This is a genomic window from Microbulbifer sp. MLAF003 (assembly GCF_030012965.1).
Classification (GTDB): domain Bacteria; phylum Pseudomonadota; class Gammaproteobacteria; order Pseudomonadales; family Cellvibrionaceae; genus Microbulbifer; species Microbulbifer variabilis.
In genome coordinates, this window is record NZ_CP120232.1 from 3,882,239 (window position 1) to 3,895,781 (window position 13,543).

Sequence of the window (13,543 nt, forward strand, 5' to 3'; positions counted from 1 at the left end):
CTTCTCGGGCATTGTTTTTACAGGAGATTTACCTATGTCAACATCGAACGAAGGCTGGAATTCAGTCAGCAAGGGCTTGCACTGGTTATTTGTGATTCTACTGCTGGCCGTGTGGGGCGCTGTAGAGCTACATGAGTTCTTCGACCGGGAGGACCCCATGCGCGGCTGGTTTGTACGCCTGCACTTCTCGTTGGGTGTTGCTGTACTGATGCTGCTGGCTGTTCGCCTTTACTGGCGTGCACGTCACAAGCGCCCGGAAATTCAGGGAACTACTTGGCAGAAGGCCGTTTCCAAACTGACACACGGCGCCCTTTACCTGGTCTTGTTGGCAATGCCAGTATCCGGAATTGCCATGCGCCAGCTGTTTGGCCGAGATACTGAATTTTTTGGTCTTTTCGCGTTGCCACGCCTGTTAGAGAAAAACCCCGATCTGGGCAAGCAGCTCGCCTTCCTTCACAAAGACGTTCTATGGCCGGCACTGTTGGTATTGGTTGGCCTGCATATTGCCGCCGCCCTGTGGCATCACTTTGTGAAGCGCGATACCACATTGACCCGTATGCTGCCGCAGCGCTAGCACCGGAGAATAGAAAAAGCGATAAACTAAAATGGTTTATCAAATAAAAAACGGCGCCTTCGGCGCCGTTTTTTATAGGGGCTATATTACTCCCCGCTATTCTCCCGCTTGAACTTGGGCTTTCCTTTTAGCTTATCTTTCGACTTACCCTTGGGTTTACCTTTCGGTTTACCCTTGGGCTTTGAGCTTGCCTCATCAAAGCGTGATATCTTCATCGGCTTTCCAGACACACGCACTTTTTTCAGGTGCTGGAAGACTTCTTTTGGCATTCCTTCAGGCAGGTCCACCGTAGTGAAATCCGGGTAGATCTCAATACGACCAATGTAGGAACTATCCAGCTCCACTTCATTGGCAATTGCGCCAACAATACTGCCAGGCCTTACACCATGTTCGCGTCCGATTTCGATACGGTAGCGCTCCAGGCCTTCGTCCGGTGCCGGCAATTTGCGGTCTTTCTCATAACCACCTCGCTTGCGGCCGCGCGCCCCTTCGAAGTCATCATCGCGCTCGCGTCGTTCTCTGCGCTGCTTGGGCTCCTGCTCTTTGATCAATAAAGGCTGATCGCCCTGAGCCATCGCAGCCAGCGCCGCGGCTACATCCAGTGGGTCCACTTCATTTTGTGCCAGGAATTCCTCTACCAGCTGGCGGTAGGGAGCCAGATCAGTTTGGCCTTCCAATGTTGTGGTAATACGTTCACGGAAACGCTGCATACGAGCACTGTTAACCGCCGCCGCGCTTGGCAACTCCAGCTTTTCAATCGGCTTTTTAGTGGCCTTCTCAATAATTCGCAGCATGCGGCGTTCACGCGGTGCGACAAACAGGATGGCATCACCTTCACGGCCTGCGCGACCAGTACGGCCAATACGGTGGATATAGGCTTCGGTATCGTAGGGGATGTCGTAATTGATCACATGGCTGATACGCTTCACATCCAAGCCTCGCGCCGCCACATCAGTGGCCACTACGATATCGAGCTTGCCATTCTTGAGCTTATCGATCACCGCCTCACGCAGGTTCTGTGCCATATCTCCATTCAGTGCTGCACTGGCGAAGCCACGCGCTGCCAGCTTATCTGCGAGCTCCACAGTGCTGTTCTTGGTGCGCACAAAAATAATTGTGGCATCCACTGGCTCAGCTTCCAGAATGCGGGTCAGTGCATCCAGCTTGTGAAGACCACCCACTGGCCAGTACCGTTGGCGAATAGTCTCAGCAGTCTCGGTCTTAACCCGAATTTTGACTTCTACCGGCTCCTGCAGGTGCTCTCGGGCGATACGGGCAATCTCTTTGGGCATGGTCGCAGAGAAAAGGGCAATCTGGCGCTCTTCGGGAATTTGTTCCAATACCCATTGCACGTCATCAATAAAGCCCATGCGCAGCATTTCATCGGCTTCATCCAGTACCAGTGTACGTAAGTTGGAGAGGTCCAGAGAACCGCGGCGCATATGGTCCATCACCCGACCTGGGGTTCCCACTATTAACTGTACTCCGCGCTTCAGCTGCTGTATCTGTCCACGGTAGTCTGCACCACCGTAAATCGGTGCTACATGAAAGCCTTTAAGTTTGCCTGCATAGGCCTGGCAAGCTTCTGCCACCTGGATTGCCAGTTCACGGGTCGGCGCCAATACCAGCGCCTGGGGGCGCCGGTCACTCAAATCTAACTGGGAAAGCAGCGGCAGCGCAAAAGCAGCTGTTTTGCCGGTACCAGTTTGTGCCTGGCCCAGTACATCGCGGCCCTCCATTAAGGAAGGGATAGTCTGCGCCTGAATTGGGGACGGAGTCTCATAACCAAGCTTTTCAATGGCATTGAGGATTTCAGGCGGCAGGCCCAGCTGGTCGAAGCCGGCCGGTTTAGGGGTATCGGTCATTTCGGAATTCACTTGAAGCCAAAGTCCCTATCGAGGGACCGGAGCGGCGGGTCAAAAGGCCGCGCAGTCTAACAGGTTAGTCGATTTAGATCAGCCTATTTTTTAAACAAAGGGTGACCAGTGCAACTGAAAGCCTTTAGGAGATGCCGTATTAGGCTGAGGAGAAGCAGGGAGTTGGGAGCACCCATGCTTTATACGGCATCTGTACTACAGGTTTCGCCGGAAACAGGTCCCGGTGCAGCTAATACGGCAACTGATTGTAAGTGCTTTATCACTCCGTCTATTGTCTTATCAATGCCTTTGGAGAAGCTACCGTCAATCTGGGTTTGCTCGTAAAGATAGGTATGGAAACGCTGAAAATATGTAAAGTCTACTTTCTCGGGTGATGACCAGAAGCTGGCTAACTGACCTTGATGGGTTAATCCGGGGATATCGTAAAGTGCACGACCAAGCACCTTGGTAGGAACTTTATGCAGCAATGCTGAAATACCCACCGTACTATTGATTGTCACAACCCCCCTGGCATGATCGAGCAGAGTGGGTAGGTGTAAATCGTGGCAGTAGATAACCCTTCCGACAATACTGTACCGCTCGGCCAACACATCAATCAGCTTCTGGTAATGGCAAAAGCCTCTATCCATAGGGTGATGTTTGATAACAACCACTGTGCCCTCTGGAGCATTCTGGGCAAAGGACTTCAGCACTACATCGATGGCGTTTTCTATAGAAAAAAGGTCGGAATGCCTCCTAAGCTGAAAATCATCTCGGGTCTGCAGGGGAAACAGGAAAAACTGCTGACTCAGATTTGAAGTTAACCGATCAGTCAGCTTATGCTCCTTTATCTTGTAAAGTCCCTTGCGAACAAAGCTGCGAAGCCAGTTAGTACCCTCCTCCAGCCAATCACGACTACGGTGATGCCGGTAATAAGGGAATTCTGACTGTCCAAAACGCATTGCCAAGTAATATTCGATCGCAAAAAGTGCTCTATGCCAGAACGTTTGCCCTACGGGAAGCCCTTTTTGGCGTCCATTAGGTTCGTACTGGTTAATTGTCTCCTCAGACCAATCCCTCTGGGAGAAAGCATTTACTCCTCCCCACTCCAGAGTTACGAAATCTGGGCGCAAGTATCCCTCTTCGAATACACAAAAAGGGATTTGAAGTGATGAACAGATTTCTCTTGCCGTGGCGTGGTAGCGTCGGCAATCGCCATAGACAAAGACCGCCTCAGCCCCCTTATCTAACAGGTATTGGCGAAAAAAGAATGGCCAGTCATCCTCGCTACCGGCGAAATCTTCCTGGAAATCCGCCCACGCAAAAAAGCGATCACCGCCGTTAAAGTTGATTTTATGGGTGATCACACCATGTTGGGATAGCCTTTTCGCCACCCTGGCGAAAAATGGACCATGAGGCCCCTGTAGAAATACTGCAACAGACATAAATTGATCTACCCCTGAGTATCAATAAGCTGGCGCAATACAACTTGTCGGTAGGCAAGTGTAGGAGGAGAGAACAGAAACTTGCCTACGCATTTCGATACCACAAAACCTAAGTTAGTCAACAACCCACAGTGAGGTATTATCTCATCTAAAGTCAAGCTCCTAAAGCCTCCTCTAACTCCGCAATACCGCTCTCTACAGATCAGTGACAAGCCAAGGCCTATACATTGAACCTTTCTTAATAGCTATTTACAAAGACAGCGTCTGTATTAGTGGAAATTGAGAGTCGATTAATTTAGGCCTTTACATATTTTCATAGACGCAAATAAATCTATCGCCCGCCAATTGCCAGTGCCCGGAGAAAAAGCATCTTATATCAAGAAAAAAATATGCCATCACACACAAATACAGCGCATGTGCCCCTTCAAAGTAGACTAACAGTCCATATATAACCGCACCCTGTTTTTTACCCAACAAATTTTTATCACTGCGCACAGCCGTACATCATCGGTGAGCAGTTTAGTGCAGCTCAAAGAATAGAAGCAGCGCAGCTGCAATCGTTTGCAGCTTGAATTGAATAAAACATCTTCCCCTTAAATAAAATCACTGCCAAAACTCAGAAAAGCGAAAAACCATTAAATACAAAACCACTGATCAACTCTTTTTGCAAAGCAAAACTCTATGACTCGCCTCAATCTTTAAGACAGCATTGATAGCAACCATAAGCGAGACAGATAATCCCAGGAAAACTTAAGAATAAAGTTACATTCAACAACAAAACAGGACTCGCAACTAGAGAAAAGGGCATTAACTTAAAAAAGATGAAGCAATTCCTGAAAAGAACCCAAATACCGCAAATCCCACTCAAAATTAGACTGTAATTAGAAAATAATGCGATTATTTAAAGGTGCGAGATCAACATCAAGAAAACACAAAACCAAATAACCTAAATGAAAATATATTTCACAAAGACCTGTATTACATATCTTCTAAGGTAGAAGTCTACGCCTAGCCAACAACCGCTTAAACTAATAACGCAAAAATTTACTCCGATACCAACAGAAAAACTTAAAGAAAATATTATTTCGGACACTCAAATTTCGTTCAGACTCTAACAGCTCAACTGTTGTCTCTGCGTCTATATACTCCCCAGTATTTCTATCCACATATACCGGATAAAGCAATAAAGTAGCCGCAATTAGTTGATCCAGACTTAAGTGGCGCTGCCTACGAGACTTCAGTTCAAATAAGTCTTTTTTACTCATCTCCTTGTTTTCTATAAGTTTATCATTTGTGAGACCCCAGCCTGCATAAAAAGGCAGGCCATAGGTTACCACCCTTACCCCGCGCATCAGAGCCTCAAAGCCGCTCAGTGAACTGAGTGTATGTACTTCATCTACATTTTCTAATAAAAAAGAAAAATCACCCTGCTCTACTATTAAATCAAACAAAGACTCAGCACCTGCCGGCAGCGCTCCCAGTCGAGCTCCGGCTACCACATCCGGGTGGGGTTTATACACAATATATGCCCCTGGATTATCGCGCCTTACTCTTTCAAGCAATGAAAAATTACTTTTTAATTTTGGTGAGCCATAGGCAATGGATGCATCACTTTCGACTTGACCAGGAATCAGGATCACTTTCTTATCTGAGGAAATACCTAAACTGGATATTGGCTTACAAACACTTAAATTGTATTTAGTTAAGCGTTTTCTGATCAGCGATTTTTGTAGCTTTCTGGCCCTATTTAATAATGACTCTGGAAAAACCCCAAAATTTAACAGCGCTTCAAGATCACTTGGTTGCTCCGCATCAAAATAGATACCACGAGAATCAAAAACCAGCGACTTTGGCGAAATTAAATCTGCCCCCAAACCAACAGAGCGTAAGAAACCATCCTCTACCCGCCATAAATTTAAGTTTGAGCGCTTACATTCCTCCTTTAATTCACTCGACGCTCGACTTGCCCAAACCAGAATATTGGTACCGATATCCAGATTTCTTGCTTCGCTATACCTTTTAGAGAATTTCACCCTATCCTTATTTCCAAGGAAATCAGGAATAAATCGACGCTTCCAAGCTGAAAACCCAATGCCCTGCCACTGTCCCCGAAACCGGTTCCACTGTCTTTTTTGTTCGGCAATGAGTCCAACAGTATCCTCAAATTCACACTTCTGTCTTGTGTAGGGATTTATATATCGACAATAGCGCAGGTAAGCAGCGTCGAAAATCTCCGCCAAAGTACGCTTGATTCCACGGCGTTCCGAGCTTTGGCGATCCTTGGTCAACCCCCAACCAGCATAAAAAGGCATACCAAAACAATGCACTTCTTTACCAGCAATTAGTGCATCAAAGCCCAGCTGGCTACTTACCACATAGACCTTTTCAACTCGATCAAATATTGCCCAAGGAGAAATATCCTGGGTAAGTATCTTACAGCCTTTTTCCTCCGCCAGCTCTTCCAGATATCCGCGTTTCTTTCCCGCAATAACATCTGGGTGAATTTTTACTAATATTTCAGCCCTAGGATTTTCACGGGTGGCGCTTTCCAACATTTGCTGGAAATGTTTCGTTGAAGCTAATCCTCCACTAACAGATTTGTCGCCATAGGTTTGGTCAACTACCAACACATAAGCGCGACTGTCCGGTAATTCCAGGGGAGTATCATCAGCAGAGTTGTATTTACAAAGTCTATAGCTTCGTAAAAGCCGGAGCCCTGCTTCTGCTCGCTCTATCTCTTCTGCCGAACAAGCAGATTCTCCGATCAAGGACTCAAGATCACTTGGGCGGGAGGCATCGTAATAAATACCTGTCTGATCAACAATTAAGCTGTGGGGTTCAGCGCCCTCAACCCCCAGACCCAGTGATCGCAAAAATCCATCTTCAATACAGGAATAAGGTAAATTTGAGCGAACGGCTATACGTTGCGCCTTATCCGCAGTTGCCTTGAGACCCCAACCAACCATATGGGTAACAGACTTACCTGGTTTTGACAGCACATACTGACAGGGAGCCCCTAGAAAATGTTCCAGGTTGCGCAATCGGCTAAGGCCCAGCGAACAATATCCGATTACAGACATTGTCGAGCCCCACTTAATAACTTCTCACGTAATTGTTTATCATCCGCTAAATGTAAAATGCCATCTACCCAGGCCGAAGTCTCCATAGGCACCAACAAACCATTTTCCTGATGACGAATCACCCTGCCATAAATATCCCCATTCGCATATATTCCTACAGCACCAGCCCGTGTAATATCAAAAAACTTAGTGTAAGACCGGGCTTTATTAAATGGAGTGTCTAGCAACGGTGCCAAACCAATAGTTCGCCCTGGCTTTTGCAACATGGATAGATAGGTTGACCATTTCATAGGATGTATTACTTTTACTCTTGACATCCCTCGAAACAGGTTATTTACACGCCCATCACCGATAACTTCGAAATTCAAACTTGAATTTCTTTGCAATACTTTCTGAATTATTGGGACCAACCAGCGAATTTCTTCAATATGCGATGCAGAACCATGATAGAAAACTGTTAGAGGTTGACCTCCACTACAATCTATCTGCTGCGCCTGTAATAACTGTGGAGACCATTCCTGATACTTGCTCTGTAAATATGGCGTTGAGACCAACAGACCTGCCCCTATGGACTTCAGCCAACCTTGTCGTGACCAACTATAACGAAAAATCTTTAGTTGATAGCGGAGGGGTAAGCCAACAAAGGCAGACCAATCAAATAAATCGTCATCAATAAATAAATAAATTTCTGACAATTTACTAAGATTTTTATGGATAAGAGACTGCCATGATCTGGGGATATAACGTACAAATATCAACCCCAGGCCCTCAAGCTCATCACCACTAAGAACTTCCGAAAAAGACAACCGCTGTACTTGCGCTTTTTTCTTCCGCAAATAAGGAATAACAAAATAATCCGTTGAGGGGTTTGGGCCCTCTTCAACGATCAACCAGCGGTTCGCATTATCCAATTCAGTTCTCAAAAGCTTCAATTCTCAAAGGGAAATACGATTGGCAATAATGTTAGGACAGTCAAAGAGTATGCAATGGTGAGAGGTAAACCCGCACGCAGGAAGTCCCTTAAGTGATACCCACCCAAGTTTTGCACTATCAGATTGGTCTGGTAGCCAAATGGAGTCAAAAAACTTGCGCTGGCCCCATAGGCCACGGCCATTACAAAAGGCACCCAACTCACCCCAAAACTCTCTGCCAAACTCCAGGCAAGAGGGAAAGTAAGCGCGGCGGCTGCATTATTCGTCATCAGTTCGGTTAGGACTAAGGTCAGCAAAAATATACCCACCAGACCAGCCAACGGTCCCCAGCCAGCAAGCATACTCCTCAAACCACCAGCCAGCGTGTCCGCCAAGCCACTAACAGCAAAGGCCTCTGCAAGTACCAAGGCACAGGCAATAATTAACCATATCTGGAAAGGGAAGCGTCGCTGCATCTCAGTAGTCGATACGATACCCAGCCCTATCATGCCACCCAGCAATACCACCAGTCCTTTCAGCAACGAAAAATAGCCGAGCGCCGCACCGGAAACTACGGCAGCAAAACCAAGGCCCAGCAGCCAGTTATCCCGCCGTGAAAGTTCACGCCGTACTTCAGTACCGCTTATCACATAAAAGTTCTTATCGATATTTAAGTGATGCTTGAAATCCGCTCCCACTGCCAGCAGCAGCGCATCTCCCGCGCGCAGCTCTATCTCCCCCAGCTTCCCTGACAACCGTTCACCGCCACGGCGCATAGCAACTACAGCAGCGTCGAAACGAGTACGAAAGTTGCACCCCTTTAGGGTTTGGCCAAGGATACTGGAACTGGGCGTTACCACCACCTCGGTGAGATTCAGGTCCAACTTCTCATCTTCCAGAGCGAAAAGGCGTAACCCCTCAATATCCTGTAAACGTCCCAGATCTCGGACATCACCACTAAAAATCAGCTTATCCCCACAACGGAGCACCTCAGAAGGTGCCACTGGACTTATGATTTGATTTCCACGAACAATTTCGATCAAGTAGAGGGTCTCCAGCTGGCGCAAGCGGTTCTGTTCAACGCTCTTGCCATCCAGGGGTGAATCTGCCACTACCTCTGCTTCCAGCAGATATTCAGTCACCGGCTCCTCAGTTACCGCCCCTTCAGGTAAAAGGCGATTACACAACAACAACACTGCCAGTCCCACTAAGGTTGCGGCCAATCCTACTGGCAAAAAAGTGAAGAACTCCAGACCTTGCAGGCCACGGTCCAGCACGAAACTATTAACAATCAGGTTGGTGGAAGTGCCTATCAGGGTCAGGGTTCCACCGAGAATAGCGGCATAGGAAAGTGGTAATAGCAGCTTTGCTGCCGGTAAACGGCGTTGTCCTTTGACGCTGGACGCCAAAGCTGCCACCACAGCAGTATTGTTGAGAAAAGCTGAACTTAGCGCTGTTGCAGTAGTTAAGCGTAGAAGGCTGATCCTCAGGGAGCCATTGATCAACCCTTCTGAAAGAGCCCGCAACCAACGGGCCTTCTCCAACCCCACCGATACCAGTAACAAAATTATCAATGTCACCAAACCCGGGTTAGCCCCCTTCTGTAACACCGACTCCGCAGGTACCAATCCGGTCAAAAAACAGGCTCCAGCAGCTGAAGCAAAGACCAGAGAAGGGCGGAAACGTGTGAAAATCAGGGAACCGATCACCAGGGCAAAGATACCCGCAACAAAAAATTGGGAAAGTGTCATAAGATCAGGGCACCGCTCTGGTTACCGATACGAGAATTTGTTTTATTGCAGGCCTGGAGCAACAACAGATTATGCCAAAACTGATCCGGTTATGCTGCCCGCCCAAAGCTTCCTATAGTTATGCCCGTAAGCCCCCAGCCTAGCCGCCAAGCGCAACAGAAGAACATCCATACGCGCCACTCTCTTAATATGGCAAGTTGGCAAATGCAAAGAAGTCCCCATTAGAATAAATCAGTGAATACAGCTAAGGTGCCTTACTACTTCAGATTTATGCCAATGAGAAGTCCTCATGCACAAGCGTCAGATTAGGATTATAAGCTGGATCAGTATCTAACAACTCTCCCCAACGATTGCGCATATACTGCGCCTCACGCTGCGCACGGCGGCGTTTAGCCAAGGTATTGTCGGCGCCTCGAGAAACTGATTCATGATGGTAGAGTTCCGCATAAGGTGTCCACAGATTACGATAACCCGCTTCGCGCACCTTGAGACATAAATCCACATCATTAAAAGCCACCGCCAAATTAGCACTGTCCAACCCCCCACTTCCACGAATACCGCTTTACGTATCAGAAGACACGCGGCTGTCACTGCTGAAAGGTTTTGCACTAAGTGCAGGCGCGAAAAATAACCGTATTCATTACGGTTGAAATACTTGTGGGAATGGCCTGCGACACCTCCAATCCCGAGAATCACTCCACCGTGCTGGATAGTATCATTGGAGTAGTAAAGTTTTGCGCCCACACAGCCGATTTCAGGCCGCTGCGCCTGGCTTACCATCTCTGTCAGCCAGCCCCTGTTGATAGGCTCGATGTCGTTATTCACCAACCCTATAATCTCACCCCTGGCCAGCTCAGCGCCAAAATTATTAATCGCAGAGTAATTGAATGGGTGGTCCCAACGATGCACTGAAACCCTTGTATTAGAAGTACTAATCTCCTTCAGAAAGCGCAATGTTGCCTCGCAACGGCTCTGATTATCCAAAATCAGCACCTCATAATTCGGATAATCTGTTCTGGACAGAATCGCCTCTACACAGGGCTTAAGAATCTCCAGGCCATCCCGAGTTGGAATCAGTAAACTCACCAAAGGAGCAGGCTGAGGAATAGTCCAGTGCACCCGATAGCTGTTTGGTGCTGTACCCGGCTCTGCCATAGCTTGCAACCCTTCACTTTCAAAATAATCAGTCACCGCTTTTAAGCCCGCCTTGGCTGCATAACTTTTGGCGTCGCCCTCCTGGGCGGTGGAACCATTGATCGCTCGCCAGTGGTATAGTATTTCCGGAATATGTACGACATTATCAACATTCAGATAGGGCGAACAACGCAGGAGCAAATCGTGATCCTGACTGCCCTCAACCCCCAAGCGGAAGCCTCCTACCCGTGCCACTAGAGATGCCCTTAGCACCGTCAAATGGCAAATATAATTTTGTGACAATAGAAGATCAGGATTCCAATCCGGCTTGAAGTGCGGATCAAAACGCTCACCCAAATGATCAATTTTGTCTTCATCACTATAAAGCAATTGAGCTTGCGGTTTTTTCCGAATCTCCTCTGCCACTCTTTGTAGGGCGTGCGGCGCCAGAGTATCATCATGGTCCAGTAAAGCGATATATTCGCCCTTTACCAAATTTAAAGCGCTATTACTAGCCGCTGAAATATGTCCATTACTTTTCCGGAATTCCACTTGGATACGTGCATCTTTGGCTTGGTATTCCTTCAAGCAAGCCTTAACCTGTGGTTTCGAAGACGCATCGTCGGCAATACAAAGCTGCCAATTGCCGTAACTTTGTGCTAGTACCGAGTCAACGCAAGCGCACAATAGCTTTAAATCAGTATTGTAAGTAGGGACAACAATTGAAATCAGGGGGTCTGTATTTGTATTTAGGGAAAGCCCCTTATCCGCAGATTCGAGGCGTTTGAGCTCAACGGTTCTGATCCACTCATTATAATCACGAGACTGACGTCTCTTAATAAAAGTTCTCCCGTAGTGTTCTAACGCCAAATCACGCCAACAACAATTCCTTTCTAAGGCTTCCTCGCGAATACTCCGCAACACATTCGCTTTTCCCAAGTTACGAAACTTAAAGTGCATATTGTTGAGACGCTGAGCCAAGCGATCATAAGCAAACTGGGGCAAAAGTCTGACTAAGTTAAAACGCTTTACTGAAAATAGCCCCACAGATTCCATGGGGTCAAAACGTACTGCCTGTGGTCGAGCAGAAAGGTATACCAGGCGCTTGGTGACTTTACCGGATTTAATAGGAATAAAAATGCTGTCAGATTCACTTAAACCAGCCCCATAATCAAAGTAGATCTTTGAATCTATAGAAGACTGATTATACTTCAAAGCAATTTCCACCATATACCATCCGGCACTGGGCATCCGTCCCTTTACCAGAAATTGCGGATCTTTTCCCTCAGAATACCAGTCAAAATTCATCGAAGCATCACTGGCCCGACTAATAGCAAGTGCAGGCTTAAGCCTGGAGATCAAATCAATACGAAACAGGGACTTCAAAAATTTAAACACCAGTATTAAATCCCGTTATTTAATTGTGCACTTTACCGTGCTTGTTATGCGTACCGGAATAACCTTACTTTCAAGTTTAGCTACTTGTTCCAATGCCATATCCGGCCATATATAAGGTTTCTTCCTAAACGCTAATATCCAACTTAAAGTTAACCTTCGCTTCAACAGTCGTACCGTATATATACGCCTCAATTTTATCTTCGCTGGTGATAACCTTCTTGGGTTTAAAACTGAAGCCACATTGTAGCCTTTTGGAAAGCCCCTTACGCACAACATCTGGGCGCGCCCGACTCAAATCGACAAGGTGTTCTACGCCATTGACCAACAAGCGAATCTTTACTGGACAATCAGACTCTGTAACAGCCCAACCGGTAATCAGCTCAGGCTTAACATCAACAAACGCTTTCCCGTAACAGAGGAATGGGGTTTCTGCACCAATACGATCCCTCAGGGCTGCAACGCCTGCCTTGACGTCATCAACATAGCAGAGCAGTGCCTTATCTCTCTCATCATTTAAATCGTGCGCCTTAAAGTAAGCCTCACCCTTTTTCTCTCTGCACTGCCAGCTCCAGAGCCTTTATGCTCCTTTTTCATAACATGCTCATGACGGGACTTAACCACATAATGATTAACTCTTATCTCATCATAGAGAACCTTGCTCGTCTTGGGCTCACACGGACTGCCATTCTCAAAGACCGTTGGTTGAAGATTCCCTGAATAATAACGTCCAGATTTAAGGATACATTCATGAACATGCATCCTCTCTACCATAGAGGGCTTTAAGATCGTCTTGATATGTCGATTGAAATCATGATCTTGTTTTGAAGCATATGTAAAACGCTCAATTACCAAGCCCTCATCCTTGAATTTATGACCGGACGACCCAAAGTTTCGCCAATTGAGTGCCAGAGCACCAGCATCCTCTAGTGCATAAAAACCAGATAAAACATCCTTTAAATTACTGCCATTTGTGCTGACAAGAAATTCATCAGCATCAATAAAACACAAGAGGTCAACTTCGTTACCGAACCGATGTAACATATTATTATAAGCAGGCATCTGTGGACCACCGGTACCAACTCTGGGGAAATAAACCCTTTTATCACACCTAGGCTGTCCAGTGCTTCCAATAACTGTGAGGATCCATCATCACTGACATTATCAGCAATATAAAAGGCATCAACACCTATCAACTGGTGATAGACAATCCATTCCAGAATATACTCATATTCATTTTTAAAAATCGCAGCGATTCCAAACTTCATTCGCGCTCCAAAAAACCATCTTTAGTCAACTATTCTAAAAAAGTTTCGAAAGTGGTCACTATTAAAATAACGTATAATCTAACAGGAGTGACAATCAGAAAAGTGCAGGCACACATTATCTCAGTCGTA

The 13,543-nt window shown here is 46.7% G+C and carries 9 protein-coding genes; 1 reads left to right on the top strand and 8 read right to left on the bottom strand.

What is annotated here, in order from left to right; all coding sequences use genetic code 11:
• Window positions 1-34 precede the first annotated feature (34 nt).
• Window positions 35-574 carry a cytochrome b gene (locus tag P3339_RS18495; protein WP_282951491.1) on the top strand — a complete coding sequence of 180 codons (540 nt, stop codon included), beginning with the start codon at window positions 35-37 and terminating at the stop codon, window positions 572-574.
• A gap of 86 nt (window positions 575-660) precedes the next feature.
• Here the strand turns inward: P3339_RS18495 and P3339_RS18500 are convergent, their stop codons facing one another.
• The 8 genes from P3339_RS18500 to P3339_RS18535 all read right to left on the bottom strand — a co-directional run bounded on the left by P3339_RS18500 (window position 661) and on the right by P3339_RS18535 (window position 13,414).
• Complete coding sequence (locus tag P3339_RS18500) at window positions 661-2,439, bottom strand: DEAD/DEAH box helicase (protein ID WP_282951492.1); 1,779 nt, start codon at window positions 2,437-2,439, stop codon at window positions 661-663.
• Between the two features lie 191 nt (window positions 2,440-2,630).
• Window positions 2,631-3,875: a capsule polysaccharide biogenesis protein gene (locus tag P3339_RS18505; protein ID WP_282951493.1), complete on the bottom strand. Its 1,245-nt coding sequence runs from the start codon at window positions 3,873-3,875 to the stop codon at window positions 2,631-2,633.
• A gap of 1,028 nt (window positions 3,876-4,903) precedes the next feature.
• Entirely contained in the window at window positions 4,904-6,874 is a 1,971-nt protein-coding gene (locus P3339_RS18510; RefSeq protein ID WP_282951494.1) for a capsule polysaccharide biogenesis protein, read from the bottom strand.
• Between the two features lie 71 nt (window positions 6,875-6,945).
• Window positions 6,946-7,866 (bottom strand): glycosyltransferase family protein, encoded by a 921-nt coding sequence (locus P3339_RS18515; RefSeq protein WP_282951495.1) that lies wholly within the window; start codon window positions 7,864-7,866, stop codon window positions 6,946-6,948.
• A 17-nt stretch (window positions 7,867-7,883) separates the two neighbouring features.
• On the bottom strand, window positions 7,884-9,617 hold the full coding sequence (locus P3339_RS18520) for an SLC13 family permease (RefSeq protein ID WP_282951496.1): 1,734 nt from the start codon (window positions 9,615-9,617) through the stop codon (window positions 7,884-7,886).
• Between the two features lie 330 nt (window positions 9,618-9,947).
• A complete protein-coding gene (locus tag P3339_RS18525) occupies window positions 9,948-12,149 on the bottom strand; it encodes a glycosyltransferase family 2 protein (protein ID WP_282951497.1) in 2,202 nt (733 codons plus the stop codon).
• Between the two features lie 513 nt (window positions 12,150-12,662).
• Window positions 12,663-13,157, bottom strand: coding sequence for a glycosyltransferase family 92 protein (locus tag P3339_RS18530; protein WP_282951498.1), 495 nt, complete (start codon window positions 13,155-13,157; stop codon window positions 12,663-12,665).
• On the bottom strand, window positions 13,103-13,414 hold the full coding sequence (locus P3339_RS18535; protein ID WP_282951499.1) for a glycosyltransferase family protein: 312 nt from the start codon (window positions 13,412-13,414) through the stop codon (window positions 13,103-13,105). Before P3339_RS18535 ends, P3339_RS18530 begins: the two co-directional genes overlap by 55 nt.
• Window positions 13,415-13,543: the final 129 nt, after the last annotated feature.